Source organism: Flammeovirga pacifica (assembly GCF_000807855.2).
Taxonomy (GTDB): Bacteria; Bacteroidota; Bacteroidia; order Cytophagales; family Flammeovirgaceae; genus Flammeovirga; species Flammeovirga pacifica.
The window spans coordinates 3279541-3293741 of record NZ_JRYR02000001.1; the positions used below are offsets into that span (position 1 = coordinate 3279541).

Annotated in this window: 11 protein-coding genes; 6 read left to right on the forward strand and 5 right to left on the reverse strand. The window is 33.3% G+C overall.

What is annotated here, in order from left to right:
• The first annotated feature begins 1 nt into the window (after nt 1).
• Nucleotides 2-1573 (forward strand): PCMD domain-containing protein, encoded by a 1572-nt coding sequence (locus NH26_RS12840; protein ID WP_044225797.1) that lies wholly within the window; start codon nt 2-4, stop codon nt 1571-1573.
• A gap of 773 nt (nt 1574-2346) precedes the next feature.
• On the opposite strand, the gene NH26_RS12845 is transcribed toward NH26_RS12840, so the two are convergent.
• Entirely contained in the window at nt 2347-3393 is a 1047-nt protein-coding gene (locus NH26_RS12845) for a DUF1254 domain-containing protein (protein WP_139263045.1), read from the reverse strand.
• Between the two features lie 224 nt (nt 3394-3617).
• Here NH26_RS12845 and NH26_RS12850 point away from each other — a divergent pair, with 224 nt between their 5' ends.
• From NH26_RS12850 to NH26_RS12860, 3 genes are read left to right on the forward strand one after another with little or no spacing between them, the layout of a single operon-like run.
• Nucleotides 3618-4250 (forward strand): hypothetical protein, encoded by a 633-nt coding sequence (locus NH26_RS12850; RefSeq protein WP_044225795.1) that lies wholly within the window; start codon nt 3618-3620, stop codon nt 4248-4250.
• Between the two features lie 26 nt (nt 4251-4276).
• A complete protein-coding gene (locus NH26_RS12855) occupies nt 4277-5068 on the forward strand; it encodes a hypothetical protein (protein ID WP_044225792.1) in 792 nt (263 codons plus the stop codon).
• 28 nt (nt 5069-5096) lie between these two features.
• Nucleotides 5097-5750 (forward strand): DUF2490 domain-containing protein, encoded by a 654-nt coding sequence (locus NH26_RS12860; RefSeq protein WP_044225789.1) that lies wholly within the window; start codon nt 5097-5099, stop codon nt 5748-5750.
• Nucleotides 5751-5809: 59 nt separating this feature from the next.
• On the opposite strand, the gene NH26_RS12865 is transcribed toward NH26_RS12860, so the two are convergent.
• The 3 genes from NH26_RS12865 to NH26_RS12875 all read right to left on the reverse strand — a co-directional run bounded on the left by NH26_RS12865 (nt 5810) and on the right by NH26_RS12875 (nt 8870).
• A complete protein-coding gene (locus NH26_RS12865) occupies nt 5810-6334 on the reverse strand; it encodes a DUF3124 domain-containing protein (protein WP_071397165.1) in 525 nt (174 codons plus the stop codon).
• A gap of 78 nt (nt 6335-6412) precedes the next feature.
• On the reverse strand, nt 6413-8095 hold the full coding sequence (locus tag NH26_RS12870) for an alkaline phosphatase family protein (protein WP_044225777.1): 1683 nt from the start codon (nt 8093-8095) through the stop codon (nt 6413-6415).
• Between the two features lie 25 nt (nt 8096-8120).
• Complete coding sequence (locus NH26_RS12875; RefSeq protein ID WP_044225775.1) at nt 8121-8870, reverse strand: DUF2490 domain-containing protein; 750 nt, start codon at nt 8868-8870, stop codon at nt 8121-8123.
• Nucleotides 8871-9009: 139 nt separating this feature from the next.
• Between NH26_RS12875 and NH26_RS12880 the strand changes: the two genes are divergently transcribed.
• On the forward strand, nt 9010-9978 hold the full coding sequence (locus tag NH26_RS12880; protein ID WP_044225774.1) for a helix-turn-helix transcriptional regulator: 969 nt from the start codon (nt 9010-9012) through the stop codon (nt 9976-9978).
• A gap of 67 nt (nt 9979-10045) precedes the next feature.
• On the opposite strand, the gene NH26_RS12885 is transcribed toward NH26_RS12880, so the two are convergent.
• Entirely contained in the window at nt 10046-12295 is a 2250-nt protein-coding gene (locus NH26_RS12885) for a S46 family peptidase (RefSeq protein WP_044225772.1), read from the reverse strand.
• 200 nt (nt 12296-12495) lie between these two features.
• Here NH26_RS12885 and NH26_RS12890 point away from each other — a divergent pair, with 200 nt between their 5' ends.
• A complete protein-coding gene (locus NH26_RS12890) occupies nt 12496-14127 on the forward strand; it encodes a tetratricopeptide repeat protein (RefSeq protein WP_044225770.1) in 1632 nt (543 codons plus the stop codon).
• Nucleotides 14128-14201 lie beyond the last annotated feature (74 nt).

Consider the following 14201-nt stretch of genomic DNA (forward strand, 5'->3'; position numbering starts at 1 on the left):
CATGAAAAAACTTTACAAATTAATCGTTATATCAATTCTTATTGCTTTTTCATCTTGCATTAAAAATGACATCCCTTATCCTACAGTATTTGGTGAATTTCTACACTTCACAATTGAAGACCAAGTAGGAGCAACAAGAATTTCTACAGCAGAACAAACAGTGACTATTCGTGTTCCTTCAAATGCTGATTTAACTAATTTAACCGTAGACAGTGTAGTCATCACAGCAGACGCAATGGTTTCTCCTGATCCATTAGAAGTGATAGACTTTTCTGAAAAAGTTATCTTCACCATAAAAACATACCAAGAATATGATTGGGAAGTTATTGTAGAGAAAGAAGACGAGGAGGAAATTTCCTTATCTGACTTTACTATTGAAGGACAAGTAAGAGCAGAAATTAACCAAGAAAATCAAACCATTGATGTGATCATGCCTTCAGGAGTATCTTTAGAAGATCTTACAATCTCAGTATTTGATTACAATCCTATTTCTGCTGTAGTAAGTCCTCTACCATCAGAAACACATGACTTTACGAACCCAGTGGTATTTACTTTCAATGACACACTTTCTTGGACAGTAAATGTTTCCAACTTGGAAGATGATGAAATTTCATTGTTTGATTTTAAAATTGAAGGGCAATTAAGTGTTGATATTAACCAAGAAAATCAAACCATTGATGTACTTATACCTGCGGGAGTATCTTTAGAAAACCTTACAATATCAGTTTTCAATTATGAACCTATTTCTACTGTAGTAAGTCCATTACCATCAGAAACACATGACTTTACGAACCCAGTGGTATTTACTTTCAATGACACACTTTCTTGGACAGTAAATGTTGATCAAGAAGTGATTGAAGGTGATCAGGTACCTTATTCAAATTTTCAAACATGGTTTCAAACAGGTAGTGGAGATCGATCATTTTATCTACCAGGACAATCTTTGGATGAAAATATATGGAGATCAGGAGATAAAGCTGCAGCAGATTTATGGATAAAAACATATCCAAAAACCGTCACTCCATATCCTAGTATTGACACTCCTGAATATGCTTTATTAGAAACAAAATCAACAGCAGGTGTTATTGCAGCAGGTTCTTTATTCACAGGTGATATTAAAGGTAGTGGTATAAGTAATGTCACAACTGATTTCGGTATTCCTTTCACAGACAGGCCTAAATCTTTTACAACAGAAATTGAATACAATCCAGAAGTGTATGGAGATAACATTGTTGATAAATGTGATGTGTATGTAATTCTTCAAGTAAGAGAAGGAAGTGGATCAGATGAAAAGCGTTACCGCTTAGCAACAGGATGGTTTAGAACAGATGAAAACATGGATAGTTTTAAGCTATTAGACATCCCTATGGTCTATGGTGATGATGCTTCTTTGGAATCTTATATGTTGCCTAACGCAAGTAGTAAAGAAATGCCTGAAGAAGGTTTTTACGATAACCTTGAAGCGCAGCCAACACATATAATTATGGTTTTTGCTTCATCGGCAGACGGAGCGAATTTCAATGGTGGAGTTGGTTCTAAATTAAAAGTAAAAAATATTGAATTAAAGTATTAGTGATAGATCAATATATTTGAGTATATGTTGTATTGAGGATTTCTAGCATAGAGAAATCCTCTTTTTTATTTGTGGATAGACTTAAAAGTAATGCAAGTGGTAGACCTAGAAATAGGCTACCCTTTTTTTGTGTAGATACTGTACAGGTATCGCATTCAAATAATGATAAGACAAACTAAAGAGACACGACCATTCAACTTCATTTTTGTTTGAATACAAAACGAAGTAAACAAGTGAAAACTTAAAAGGTAAAACCAAAAATCCTTACTTATCTCCTCAATGATTAACCGCCTTATGTTATGAAGTTACTCACAACTTTTACTTTAATGCTGATGAAAATATGATTAAACTATTGGAGTGGAAGGAGAATCATTACAAATGATGAAATGATTGTTTTAATCATATTCTGTAGCTGACAAGAAAATATATTAAAAACTAATCAGTAAGTATTCGAAATGATAGCTTACTCTGTCATAAGTTTAAAGGCTTTAGTGTCTTGTATTTATGATTTACTGGGAGTGCCATAGGTATGTAGGTCGATGATACAACAGGTATATTGACGCTTCTGATGTACAAATAATAGAGTGTTAAATGTTCAATCAACTTCATGGTTTTTGTGATGCATAACATAAAATTTATTCCTTTTGATTGTAGAACATACCTTGATAAAGTATGCCATCACAAAAGTTGAGACAAAAGAAAAGCCCTTGAAAAAGTCAAAGTGACTATTCAAGGGCAAACCTTCTAAATTACCAACAACTACACCTAGTATCTTACATCGTTTCTTTAATTTCAGGCAATTTATACTCTCCATCAATGATAGACTGTGCAGGAATATATACTCTCATATTAATCCAAAAGTCTTCAGACGGCATGATCAACTCGTTTGGACGGTTCTGGAAATCTTCTTCAAATACATAGTGTATATCAAAAGTTTTTCCATCTGAATTTAATTGGATCTCACGGTTACTAATCGAAGAACCTTCATCTGTTTTTAAATGCTGATCATCTCCGTACACAGTGATCGAATAAAAGCCTAAATCAGTATCTTTTAATTCTGGAACTTGGTAGGTTACCTTATGTGAATTTCCTTTTTTAACTTTATAATTAGCCGTTAAATAAGCTGCATCTTCGTCTGGTAAAAGCCCTGTTGCAATAGAAATCCCTCTATTTGTATCTTCTTTAGATACGGGGTTTTCTAATGTTCCCATAGAACCTTCTACTCCTTTTTCATTAGCTACTTGTACATAATGTTGATGCACGTTCTTAAACTCTTCCATATTCCAATTTTTCACTTGGAAAGGAGTCGGTTCATAACCATTTAAATATTCAATTTTTAATAAATTCTGAAAGTCAGAAGTCTTTTTAATATCTTCAGAGTCTTTTGCATCTACCTGAATTCTAACATTTGCCACAAAGTAGTCGCTACTTACTGAAGCAGGAATAATATATCTACCAGGGCCGTAAAAAACTTTATAAGTTACATGATCGTCATTCCAGACATGTAATGACATATAACGGCCATCTGTTTCTGGTAATGTAATAACCACATCTCCACCTCCATCTAAAATTGAGAAAGAATATTTGGTATCTCTATTCATCATTGGAGCAGGTTGTTTATCCAATTGCATCACATTATAGTGATGGTGCCACTGTGTATTATTTGCTCCTTGTAAAAACTCTTTATTCATAGCCATATCTGCCATGGCATTGGCATAATTATCTTTTGTAACCGATATGGATTTATAGTCTTGTGCGATAGCTAATGCTGATAAAATAACTAAACAAATAACAAGAAAGTAAGCATATATTTTTTTCATTTTAATGACATTTTATTTTATGAAACATCCCCTCTTTAACGCTAATACTTTACTCGAAAATGACATTGATTAGCAAAAAAATAACTAAAAACAATAATTATCTTTTCTTATAAATCATTCCTGTTTTTGGTTATAAAATTATCTTTTGATGTTATTTATTAGTAATAAATGACGTATACATTAACATACTAATTGGAAAAATTATCTACTAAAATTATATCGTTATGCCTATCGTTGTTATTGCACAATCCATTATTTCTGCGATCTCAATTCCTACTGAAGCAGATAATATTAATATCCATATGAATGATGGTGAGTTAGTTTCTCTTACAAAAAGAGAATTGAAACAGAAACATTCTACACCAACAGATATTGTTTATAAAAGGAATAAAGAATACCACAATATAGCTGTTGCCGATATTGATTATATCAGATACGAATCTTTAGATACTTATGATAAAACAGCCAATTTTATTGATGAGTACAACATTATGATCAAAGAACTAGATCAGCATGTTTTAGACTACTACAATACTAAAAGATATAGAAAATCAAGAACCTCACAAACGTTAGCAGTGGCAGGTTGGACATTGGCTGTTGCTGGAAATCCAATATTCTGGGCGGTGGCTCCAATTCCTACAACACAAGCAGCTTTAACAATGAAACAGGTTGATAAAGCCTATGTGCTTAATGGAAGTGAGTGGAAAGCTTGTAAGAAATTTCAAAAAGAGAAAATTAAAGCTCTAAAAGAAAAAGCACAGCAAAATAAGGAGGTAAAAGAAAGTCCTTTTGAAATATACAGGTTATCCTCTCCAACTCCATATCAAGAGCATTTCAATAAAAATTTAGAAATCTAAACCTTTACTACTAAACCACTTCAAACATGAAAAAATCAATCATAATATTCTCATTTCTCTTTATAGGTTTTGTCTATAAAGCAATGGCACAAAAAGATGAATTAGCTGCAAAGCTTCAAAATCCATTGGCCAATATTATTGCTTTACCTATACAAAATAATGTAAGTGTTGGCTCTTCTGCTTATGATGGATCAATTTACACGATGTCGTTACAGCCTATTGTTGCAAATGAGCATAAACATTTCAATTTGATCCATAGAGGTGTTTTTGACATCTCCCATTTACCTTCTTCAGCAGAAGGGAGTGGCAGCACTTGGGGAGTAGGAGATTTAAATTATTCCTTCTTTTTATCCCCTAAAAAGACCAATAAATTGGCTTGGGGTGTTGGTCCTTCCATCACTCTGCCTACTGCTTCACATGAAATGTTAGGAACAGGAAAATGGGCAGCAGGTGCTGCAATGGTAATGGTATATCAAACACCAAAATGGACTTTTGATATGGTCATGCGACAAACGTTTTCTTTTGCTGGTGATGAAAGCAGAGCAGATGTAAATAGCTTTGTTTGGCAAACACTTGCCGCATATAGTCTTGGTAATGGATGGGTATTGAATACTTTTCCTACAATCACTGCAAATTGGAATGCCGACAAAGGTCAAAGGTGGACAATTCCTGTTGGAGGAGGTATAAATAAATTAGTCTTTATTGGTGGGAAATTACCCGTCAATTTAGGAGTCCAATATTATCATAATGTGGTAAGGCCTGATCACGGACCAAAAGGAGAATTTAGAGTTGTGACCTCATTTGTATTAAGAAAATAATCTAGTGTTAGTTTAATTATTGTTATCCATGAAACCAACAATCTTTTCTTTCACCATAGTACTACTTCTTTTGGGAAGTACTTCTATTTATGGCCAAGATCAGATTGCTTGGTTTCATTATTTTAATAAAATGAATTTGTCATATAAATATTCTATTGATACAGATATTGGTTATCGTAATGATTTTCAATCAATGGAGAGGTGGCAAATAAGGACAGGTTTAAAATATAACCTCAATGAAGACTTTAACATTCGAGCAGGAATTATGCATGTACAAGGTACTCATGCTGACAATGAATTAAGACTTTATCAAGATTTCCTTCATAAAACAACATTTTCTGATTTTCATTTTTCACATCGTCTTCGATTTGAAGAACAATTTTTCCCCATGATTAATCAGCGTAATTATAGAGTGAGGTACAACCCAATGGTGAAGTTTTCTACTGGCATTGGAGCTGTTACTTTAGGAATTGAACCTTTTATCAATCTCAACCCTTTAAAAATTTCAAGCAACAGAATTTACTTAGGAATCACTCGCTATACTTTTAAAAATACGTTGGTAACACTACAATACATTAGAGAAGGTAGTTATGCCAATTCAGAGATGAATCGTTTGAATTCTTCTCATATGATCAGAATAAAAATAGATCATACCATCAATCCAATACGGTTTAAGAAATAAAAAAACAGCATCTAGTTCATTCTGATGCTGTTTTTTTTATTACCCATTATCTATCTTATTTATTCATGAATTTGTACAACGTCCGATTTAAAGGAAAAGCCGTGTTGACTAAAATTCCCAATGTTTACAGCTTCTATTAATGCCTTATTTTTAGGAGGGGTAACACCTCCATATTCTACAATAATATGAGACCCATTACTTTCATTAATATTCTTTTCAATCACAAATTCAGCTGATTTTAATGGAGTTAACTCTATAACACCCTCTTCTTTAATGTGCCTTTCAATCAGCTCTGCATTGCTATTATAGTAATCTACTTTTGTAAAATAAAGGGTATCAGACAAACTTGGATTTCTAAGATTGAGTACAGTTATACATGGTGTCCTTTTTCGTTTTTCAAGTCCTTTGATTTCAGCATAGGCAGATACATAATATGTTTCCTTAAATGATAAATGAGGAACTTCTTTCTTATTTATTTCATCTTCTATCTGTTGTTCTTTAGTATCACTAAGGTCTTCTAAAGAACGGCAACCCAATGATATTATGAGTAGCAGAATTAGGCTTAATGTTGATTGTTTTGTCATAGTATTCGCTTCAATTATTTGAAATAAAAAAAGCCTGATTACTTAATGAACCAGGCCTTAATCTATCATCACTAAAAACTATTTCTCTTGATTTAAGACATCTTCTAATGGATTACCTTCTGCTCCTGATGGCTCTAAGATCATTAGGTATTTAGATAAAGTCATGGCCACATCAATCGTAGAAATTTCAGAATAAATCATCCTTTTTTGTAACTGATGCCCCGCAAAAATGACAGGTACTGAAGTATCGTAACTCCATGGCGAACCGTGATTTACTAAAGCGATATCCCCATCTACAGTTAAACTCCAATTAGGCTCGTTGATAAGGTAAATGTCTCCAGATCGTTTAGGGTTGTAATTATTCAATACTCTTCTCGTGATAGGAGTATCTGGTAAATTTCCATTGGCTACATCAGTACTAGTATAAGCGTAGGCAATACCATTTACTTTCATGAATTCTTCAGCAATCATACTCGAAACTGCTTCAAGGTCTAATCCTTTTTCTTGTATTAATTTTCTATCAAGATAGATATATGGAACATAACTCAGTTTAATCACTTCTTTTCCTATACCGAACTGCTTTTTCAACTTTGTGTCGATAGTGGATAAATCTAATTGTGTGACATCTAAAACATCAACAGGAAATCCTTTTTGCTTTAAAGATTGAGCAGACTCAGGTGCTCCATGATCTGATGATAATACGATAAGCGTATTTTCTAATCCAACCTTCTGATCTATATATTGGAACAGATCAGCTAGGTTACGATCCAAACGGATCAAGTTATCTTCACTTTCTAAGCTATTAGGTCCAAATAAGTGCCCTACATAATCTGTACTTGATAAACTGATACTCAAATAGTCAGTAATCTCATCTTGTCCAATACCTTCTTTTTCAATTAATTCTTTGGCAAAATCTACCGTCAGCTCATCTACCACAGGACTTGCCATTAATAAAGTATAGTAGTATTTGCTGTCTCCGTAAGGATGAGGAAATACGTTTCCAAAACCTAAACCTTCTGGGTTTTCAAATGGACGATCATCAGCGTCACCAAATCTGTATGTTTTTATATCATTTGTTAGATTCCAGTAGTCATTTTTAAATTGATCTGCTTCTTTTTTATCATTCCATTTGTTCACCCATTCTGGAAATTCATTATAGTAGAAAGTACTCGATGTAAATGCACCATCTTTTGTACTGTACCAAAATGCTTTTCCATTATGCCCTGCCATAGAAACAGCCCCTCTATCTTTACCAGAAACGGCATATATTTTTGATTGAGGACCAAAAGCACTCGCCATTTCATCACTAAAAGTAGTGGTCATAATATTGTGTGGAGATCTTCCTTCTGATTTTGATACTTGAGAGTGATCTACCTCTGAACTTTTATCTCTTGCACTTATACCACCAGTTGCATCATATGCACTGTCTTCAATATTGTAAACTAATCTATCTTCTTCGTGATCAAACCAAGCATTTCCAACCATACCGTGTACAGAAGGATAAGCACCAGTAGATAAAGTTACATGACCTACAATTGTTTCAGTATTGGCATGAGGGTGATGTGCATTGGCATACCAAACTCCACTATCTAAAAGGTATTTGAAACCACCTTCGGTCCATCTATTTTGAATACTAAAAGGCATATCACCTCTTAATTGATCCACTGTAATTTGTAACACTAACTTAGGTTTATCCTGAGCGAAAAGGGGAGAAAAACTACTTGCTAAAACAATGCTTAAAAGTGTAATTATTTTTTCCATATAGAGGTAATGATTAATAAATTTATTAGTTGATTGTGAAGAATAATTTTGCTTGATAAATGATATCGTTGGTAGAAAAGTCTTCTGTGATTGTATCCCTAGAGTAGTGATACCCCACTCGGGCTTCAGCTTTCCATTTTCGATTAAAAACAGCACCTACTCCAGCACTTGTTCTTACTACATCATTGAATTGCTTTACACCGATCAGGTTCCAAAAAAACTCTATAGACATTGGGAAATAAATGCCTTTTGCTTCGGCTAAAAGATCGCCTTGTAATTTTAAATTGAGATCTAATAAATAGCGAAAACGCATACCAAAGTTGTTGTTCCAATTATTGGTATTCAACTCAAAACGTTCTTCTAGCTTTACATAATGTCTTAATCGTAATCGTTTCCAGTTTGGCCAATCTAAAGTATATCCTTGGTAAGGTCTTATTTCTAATCTATCTGAAATATCTTTATTATCTGTATAGAAAAAAGCTAATCCACCCGATAGTGATTCTTTGTATTGTAATTTTTTAAACATTATTTTAGGTAATGTTATATTGATCCCTGGATTTACATAATACCTGTTCCAATACTTTGGTGAAATTGTTCTGAAGCCAAAATCGCTTGAAATATTTGTAGTATTATTCAACCTGTAAGTCATCTTATAACTTGACCAAATCTGCTCTGTTAAATTACTAGATTGATTCAATTCTTGAGCTTTTACATTAAAATGTAAAATACTAAAGAATATAAGAAGTATAATTTTAAATTTAGTATGAAGAAGCATATCCGATGAGAATTGACGTTGAGAAAACGCTACTGAATAAATATTAATAGAATATTATCCGAAAAACATATTATCTCAAACGTCGTTTGTTAAAGTATATATGCTCTAATTCATCAAAAAAATAACCAAAAACAGGAATATGGATTTTATTATTGAGGCTGGAAATGCAAGTGTGATTTCACAGAAGCTTTGTGAAGATTATGGTGTTGAAGAAAACTACGGAATAGTAGAAGTTGATACACCTCAATTCCAAATTTCTTATTTAGTTTTAGCTTTTGAAATAGGAATAGAAATCAGTATTGCTAAAGGTAAGGCAATTGAAGATATTCACCTGATTAGAAGAGCGAACAAAAACAACGATAATATCCCCTTAGTTTTTTCTAATATCCCTACCTATCATTCCGGTAGGAATAAAATTCCTTTCCACAACAATACTTCTTCTTTTGAAGTTTCTTGGTCAAATACTAAAGATGAGACGTATATCGACATTCCTAAAGAGGAAGATTTTGTCATCATTACCTTTCATATCAATAGACAAAATTTTAGTGAATTACAGGACAGTAGACTTACTGTATTAAGAGAACTTTTAGATAGTGACAAACCTTTTACTTTTTATCACTTTTGTCCTCATAAAATTCAAGTACTCATCCAACAAATTGTAGACTTGGATGGAGAGTATGATTGGATGGAATTGATGATTAAATGTTATGGATATAATGTTTTAGCAGAGTTCTTATTACTTATCAAAAAAATAGATACAGAACAATATACACACTACCATCAATTACAATTGCAAAGGGTTTTAGATATCAAAAAATATATTCTAAAAAACCTAGATGATAATCTTACCTTGAAACATCTTTCAGAACAATTCTTTATTTCAGAAAGTAGTATTCAAAAAGATTTCAAAAGAGTATATGATCAGACGCCACATCAATTTATAAAAGAAGAAAGATTAGAAAAGGCAAAAGATTTACTTCAAAATTCTAATTATGCTATTAATCAGATTGCATATATGCTTCGTTTTAAAAATGCATCCCACTTTAGCTCAAGTGTAAAGAATAAATTTGGAATGTTGCCTAAATCTTTAAGATTGATGACTAACTAAATTTCATAAAAAAACGGTACTTCAGTCGAAACCAAAGTACCGTTATTTATTTTTTCAGAGGGATTGATTAATACTTTTTAGGCATTAAATCTTCGTAAGCTTTACCTTTTGCAGGTTTACCACCAACGATTGTCATCTCATCAATTAAGTTCTTCGCACCGTATACTTTATCCATAATCCAAAGTACATAACGTACATCTACGTTGATACAACGTTGTAGATCTGGCTCGAAAGAAATATCACCTGACATTGCTTCCCAGTTACCATCAAATGCTAAACCGATTAATTCACCTTTACCATTAATTACTGGAGAACCTGAGTTACCACCTGTAATATCATTATTAGTAATAAAGGCTATTCTTAACTCGCCATTGGCATCAGCATATTGACCAAAGTCTTTCTTAACAACTCCTTCTTTAATTTCTTTTGGAAGGATGAACTCATGGTTCTTAGGGTCTTCTTTTTCTAATAAACCTTTTGATGTTGTATAGTAAGCATAAAACATTGCATCACCAGGAATATAGTCTTTCACTTGACCATAAGTTAAACGCATCGTTGAGTTCGCATTTGGATAGTATGATGTACTCGGGTTCATTTCTCTGATACCTTTTACATACAATCTATTTCCATCAGACACTTTTAGCTCTGCTTCTTGCTCTTCTTTTGCTACTGTTAGGTAAGCTTGGAAAAACTCATCATGTAATTCCTTCAACATATCAGCAGCATAAGCTTCTTGTGAAGGGTTATTGATAAATGCCTCTGTTCTGGCTTGATCAGAGAAGATAGAAGTAGAATATGCTTTTTCAACATATGCTTCATAGCTGCCATCAAATTCTCTTTCAATTTCTTCGTATATACCTGGTACAGGAAGATTTTTATTTTCTGGGCGGTCTAATACCTCTTTGTATTTTCTTAATAAAACAACTGCTAATTCTTTATCAGAAGAATAGTCGTAATCTTTGAAGAATCCTTTAGCGGCATCTAAGGCTGCTTCTTGAGCTGCTTTTAATGATGCTTCCGAAGTTTCTTCATTAGAAGCTTCTCCTACAAATCTTGCCATCTTTCTAGCTTGCATTACTGCTTCCATTCTGAAGGCCCCTTGTGTAAGTAACACCATCGCTACACGACCATCTCTCTTACCTGCATATCCTTCTTTTAGCATTTCAGTTACCTCACCATATTCTGATTTACGTGATGCATCTTGGCCAATCCACTGATTGAATTTTGCCTCATCTGCTTGTTTTTTCTCAATCACATGCTGACGCTTCAAACCTTTTGTTTGACCAATGAAATACTTCCAGTAATTTGCTGTAGAAGCATATTTAGACGCATATTGTAATCTTACTTTAGGATCAGCATCCATGTGCTTTCTCCAAGTTTTAAGAATAGCATCACGCATCTCAACAAAAAGTGGGTTAAATACCTCAATTTGTTGTTTCACTCCTTCAGATGTTAAGTAACGATCTGTAGATCCTGGGTAACCCATAATCATGGCAAAATCATCTTTAGCTACACCATTAATAGAAACTGGCAAGTGATGTTTTGGCGTATAAGGTACGTTATCTTCAGAATATTTTGCTGGTTGGTTGTCTTTGTTTGAGTATACACGAAAAACAGAGAAATCACCAGTATGTCTTGGCCACATCCAGTTGTCTGTATCGCCACCGAATTTACCAACTCCTTCAGGAGGGTTACCTACTAAACGAATATCGTCGAAACGCTCATAAACAAACATGTAGAATTCGTTACCTTCGAAGAAAGACTTCACAGATACCTCATAGCTGTCGTTATTTAATTCTTTTTCTTTATCCGCTTTGATTTGGTTCATCACCTCAGCAGCTTTCTTTTGTCTTTCCATTCCTTTAAGACCTTCCAACTCTTTATTTACTTGAGGTGAAACATCATCCATTCTTTGTAAGAAACGAACGAAAAGACCATCAATTGGCTTTTCTTCATCAAAAGATTTTGCAAAGAAACCATTCGTTAAATAATCGTTTTCAACTGTAGAAACCGATTGGATACCACCGTATCCACAGTGATGGTTAGTGAAAATCAGTCCTTTATCAGAAACAATTTCACCTGTACAGAAACCACCGAAATGAACGATAGCATCTTTTAATGAGCTGTTATTGACACTGTAAATTTCTTCAGCTGTTAATTTTAAGCCCTCTTTTTTCATATCGACATAGTTCAATCTCGATACAAACATTGGAAGCCACATCCCTTCATCTAGAGGTTTGTTATTTCCAAAATCAGAGGCGGAAGCTTGTAGAGACATTATCAATACAAGCGCTAGTTGCATGAATTTCTTCATCATTTCGTATGGTTAGTAAATATTTTTATTAATTCTAAGTGCAATTCTACCAAAAACTTATCATAAATCACATTAGGTCTAAGATTTGCTTTGGTATTATTTAACCTCAAAGGACGTCTTTAAGATAGATTAACTAATTCACTATTATTATCGTAAATATTGTGAGGCGTTCTTTACCTACTTAATAACATATCAAAACTGTTATGAAGCGATCATTTAAGATTATCTTTACATGTATTTTTCTTTCCGTAATTTTATTCAATCAAAGTTTTGCTCAAGATTTTAATACAAATTACACAACGGGTAAAAGTGCTTACGAAAAGAAAAGTTATAACAAAGCAATACAAAGCTTACAAACTGCCAGGCTTCAGGGAAAAGAAACTGTTGGAGATACTCACCCTGACTACATTCACACCATCGAATATTTGGCTTTATCCTACCAAGCACAAAAAGATTTAGGTAATGCTAATATCTATTTTCAATCTTTAGAAAAATTACTTTTCAAATCAGGTAATGCTGTTTCTGAAAAGATGGCGAGTACACAAACTCACATTGCTGATAATAGTCTGCACATGAAAAATTTTGCTCAAGCAAGTATTTATTATGACAAAGCAGAAAAAACGACAGAAAAAGTAACAGGAACTGATTCTAAAGCTTACGCTTCTGCAAAACATAAACATGCCTTACTTTATGTAAAAGGAAGGAAGTTTAAGGAAGCTGATGGAATGTACAGAACGCTTACACCCATCGCAGAAAAACACCTGAAAGGTACAGCTGAATATGCAAGTATTCTCTCAGAACAAGCTGATATTTCTATGGGTTTAAAACGCATTGAGGAAGCTGCTATACAATTAAACCTAGCAATTACTGAATATGAAAAATCAGATGCTCCTAAACAATCTTACGTTCACCTTTACTTAAAAGAGGCTACATTATTAGAGAAAAATCTAAAAACAGATGAAGCCATCAACGCCTATAAGAAATACGTAGATCGCTTAGGTGATGCTTTTGGAATCGATCATAAAAAATATTTATCAGAAGTAGAAAGATTAGCTGTACATATCGATTTAAAGCTACACTCTGAAAAAGATGCTTATGATTTAATGAAGAAAAAATCAGCAGGTATACAAAAGAAATTTGGTGATAAGAGTTTAGAAGTGGCGATTACTTTTATTGAGTTAGCTGAGTTGGAAATCAATCAAAATCAAATTGATATAGCCAACGCAAATACTGATAAGGCAATAGCTATTTATACTGAGAAGGGAAAAAATAAGTCTCCTGAAGGTATTTCTGCTTCAATTACTAAAGCGAGAATTATGAATATCCAAAATTCTCCTGATGCTGAAACTGCTTATAAGCAAATTATTTCTGATACTGAATCTGCGCTAGGAGCAGATCACACTACTTACGGTAAAGCTCTTGATAGTTTAGCCTTTTTCTACATCGAAGCTAAACGTTTCGATGAGGCTGAAAAAGCAATTACTGACGGGATGACTGCAAGAGAAAAAAGTGTAGGAAAACAACATATCGATTATGGTAATTCTTTATATAGCTTAGCTACTCTTTATTCTTCTCAAGATAGTTTAGTGAAAGCAGAAAAAACGCTTATTCAAGTAGCAAAGGTGAGAGAAGCATATTATGGGGCTCTTACATTAGAACATGCTACTTGTATCAAAGAACTTGGTGATTTGTACAAAGATATGGGCGACGAAAAGTCTGCTGCTGCTTTAAAAACTTACCGTAGAGCAATTAACTTGTTTGAAGGAATTGGTATGAAAGACAGTGATATTGTAAAAGATATTTACAAAAGTATTGACCACATCAATACGAGATAATTTATCTTCTCAAAAGAAGAAAGGCCTCAAAAGTTTGATGAAAATTTTTGAGGCCTTTTTATATATCAATAGGT

Bases quoted from the DNA above. Each gene is read 5' to 3' on its own strand.
- NH26_RS12885 (WP_044225772.1), bottom strand. From the start codon at position 12,295: ATGATGAAGAAATTCATGCAACTAGCGCTTGTATTGATAATGTCTCTA.
- NH26_RS12890 (WP_044225770.1), top strand. From the start codon at position 12,496: ATGAAGCGATCATTTAAGATTATCTTTACATGTATTTTTCTTTCCGTA.
- NH26_RS12845 (WP_139263045.1), bottom strand. From the start codon at position 3,393: ATGAAAAAAATATATGCTTACTTTCTTGTTATTTGTTTAGTTATTTTA.
- NH26_RS12855 (WP_044225792.1), top strand. From the start codon at position 4,277: ATGAAAAAATCAATCATAATATTCTCATTTCTCTTTATAGGTTTTGTC.
- NH26_RS12840 (WP_044225797.1), top strand. From the start codon at position 2: ATGAAAAAACTTTACAAATTAATCGTTATATCAATTCTTATTGCTTTT.
- NH26_RS12865 (WP_071397165.1), bottom strand. From the start codon at position 6,334: ATGACAAAACAATCAACATTAAGCCTAATTCTGCTACTCATAATATCA.
- NH26_RS12850 (WP_044225795.1), top strand. From the start codon at position 3,618: ATGCCTATCGTTGTTATTGCACAATCCATTATTTCTGCGATCTCAATT.
- NH26_RS12860 (WP_044225789.1), top strand. From the start codon at position 5,097: ATGAAACCAACAATCTTTTCTTTCACCATAGTACTACTTCTTTTGGGA.
- NH26_RS12870 (WP_044225777.1), bottom strand. From the start codon at position 8,095: ATGGAAAAAATAATTACACTTTTAAGCATTGTTTTAGCAAGTAGTTTT.
- NH26_RS12875 (WP_044225775.1), bottom strand. From the start codon at position 8,870: ATGCTTCTTCATACTAAATTTAAAATTATACTTCTTATATTCTTTAGT.
- NH26_RS12880 (WP_044225774.1), top strand. From the start codon at position 9,010: ATGGATTTTATTATTGAGGCTGGAAATGCAAGTGTGATTTCACAGAAG.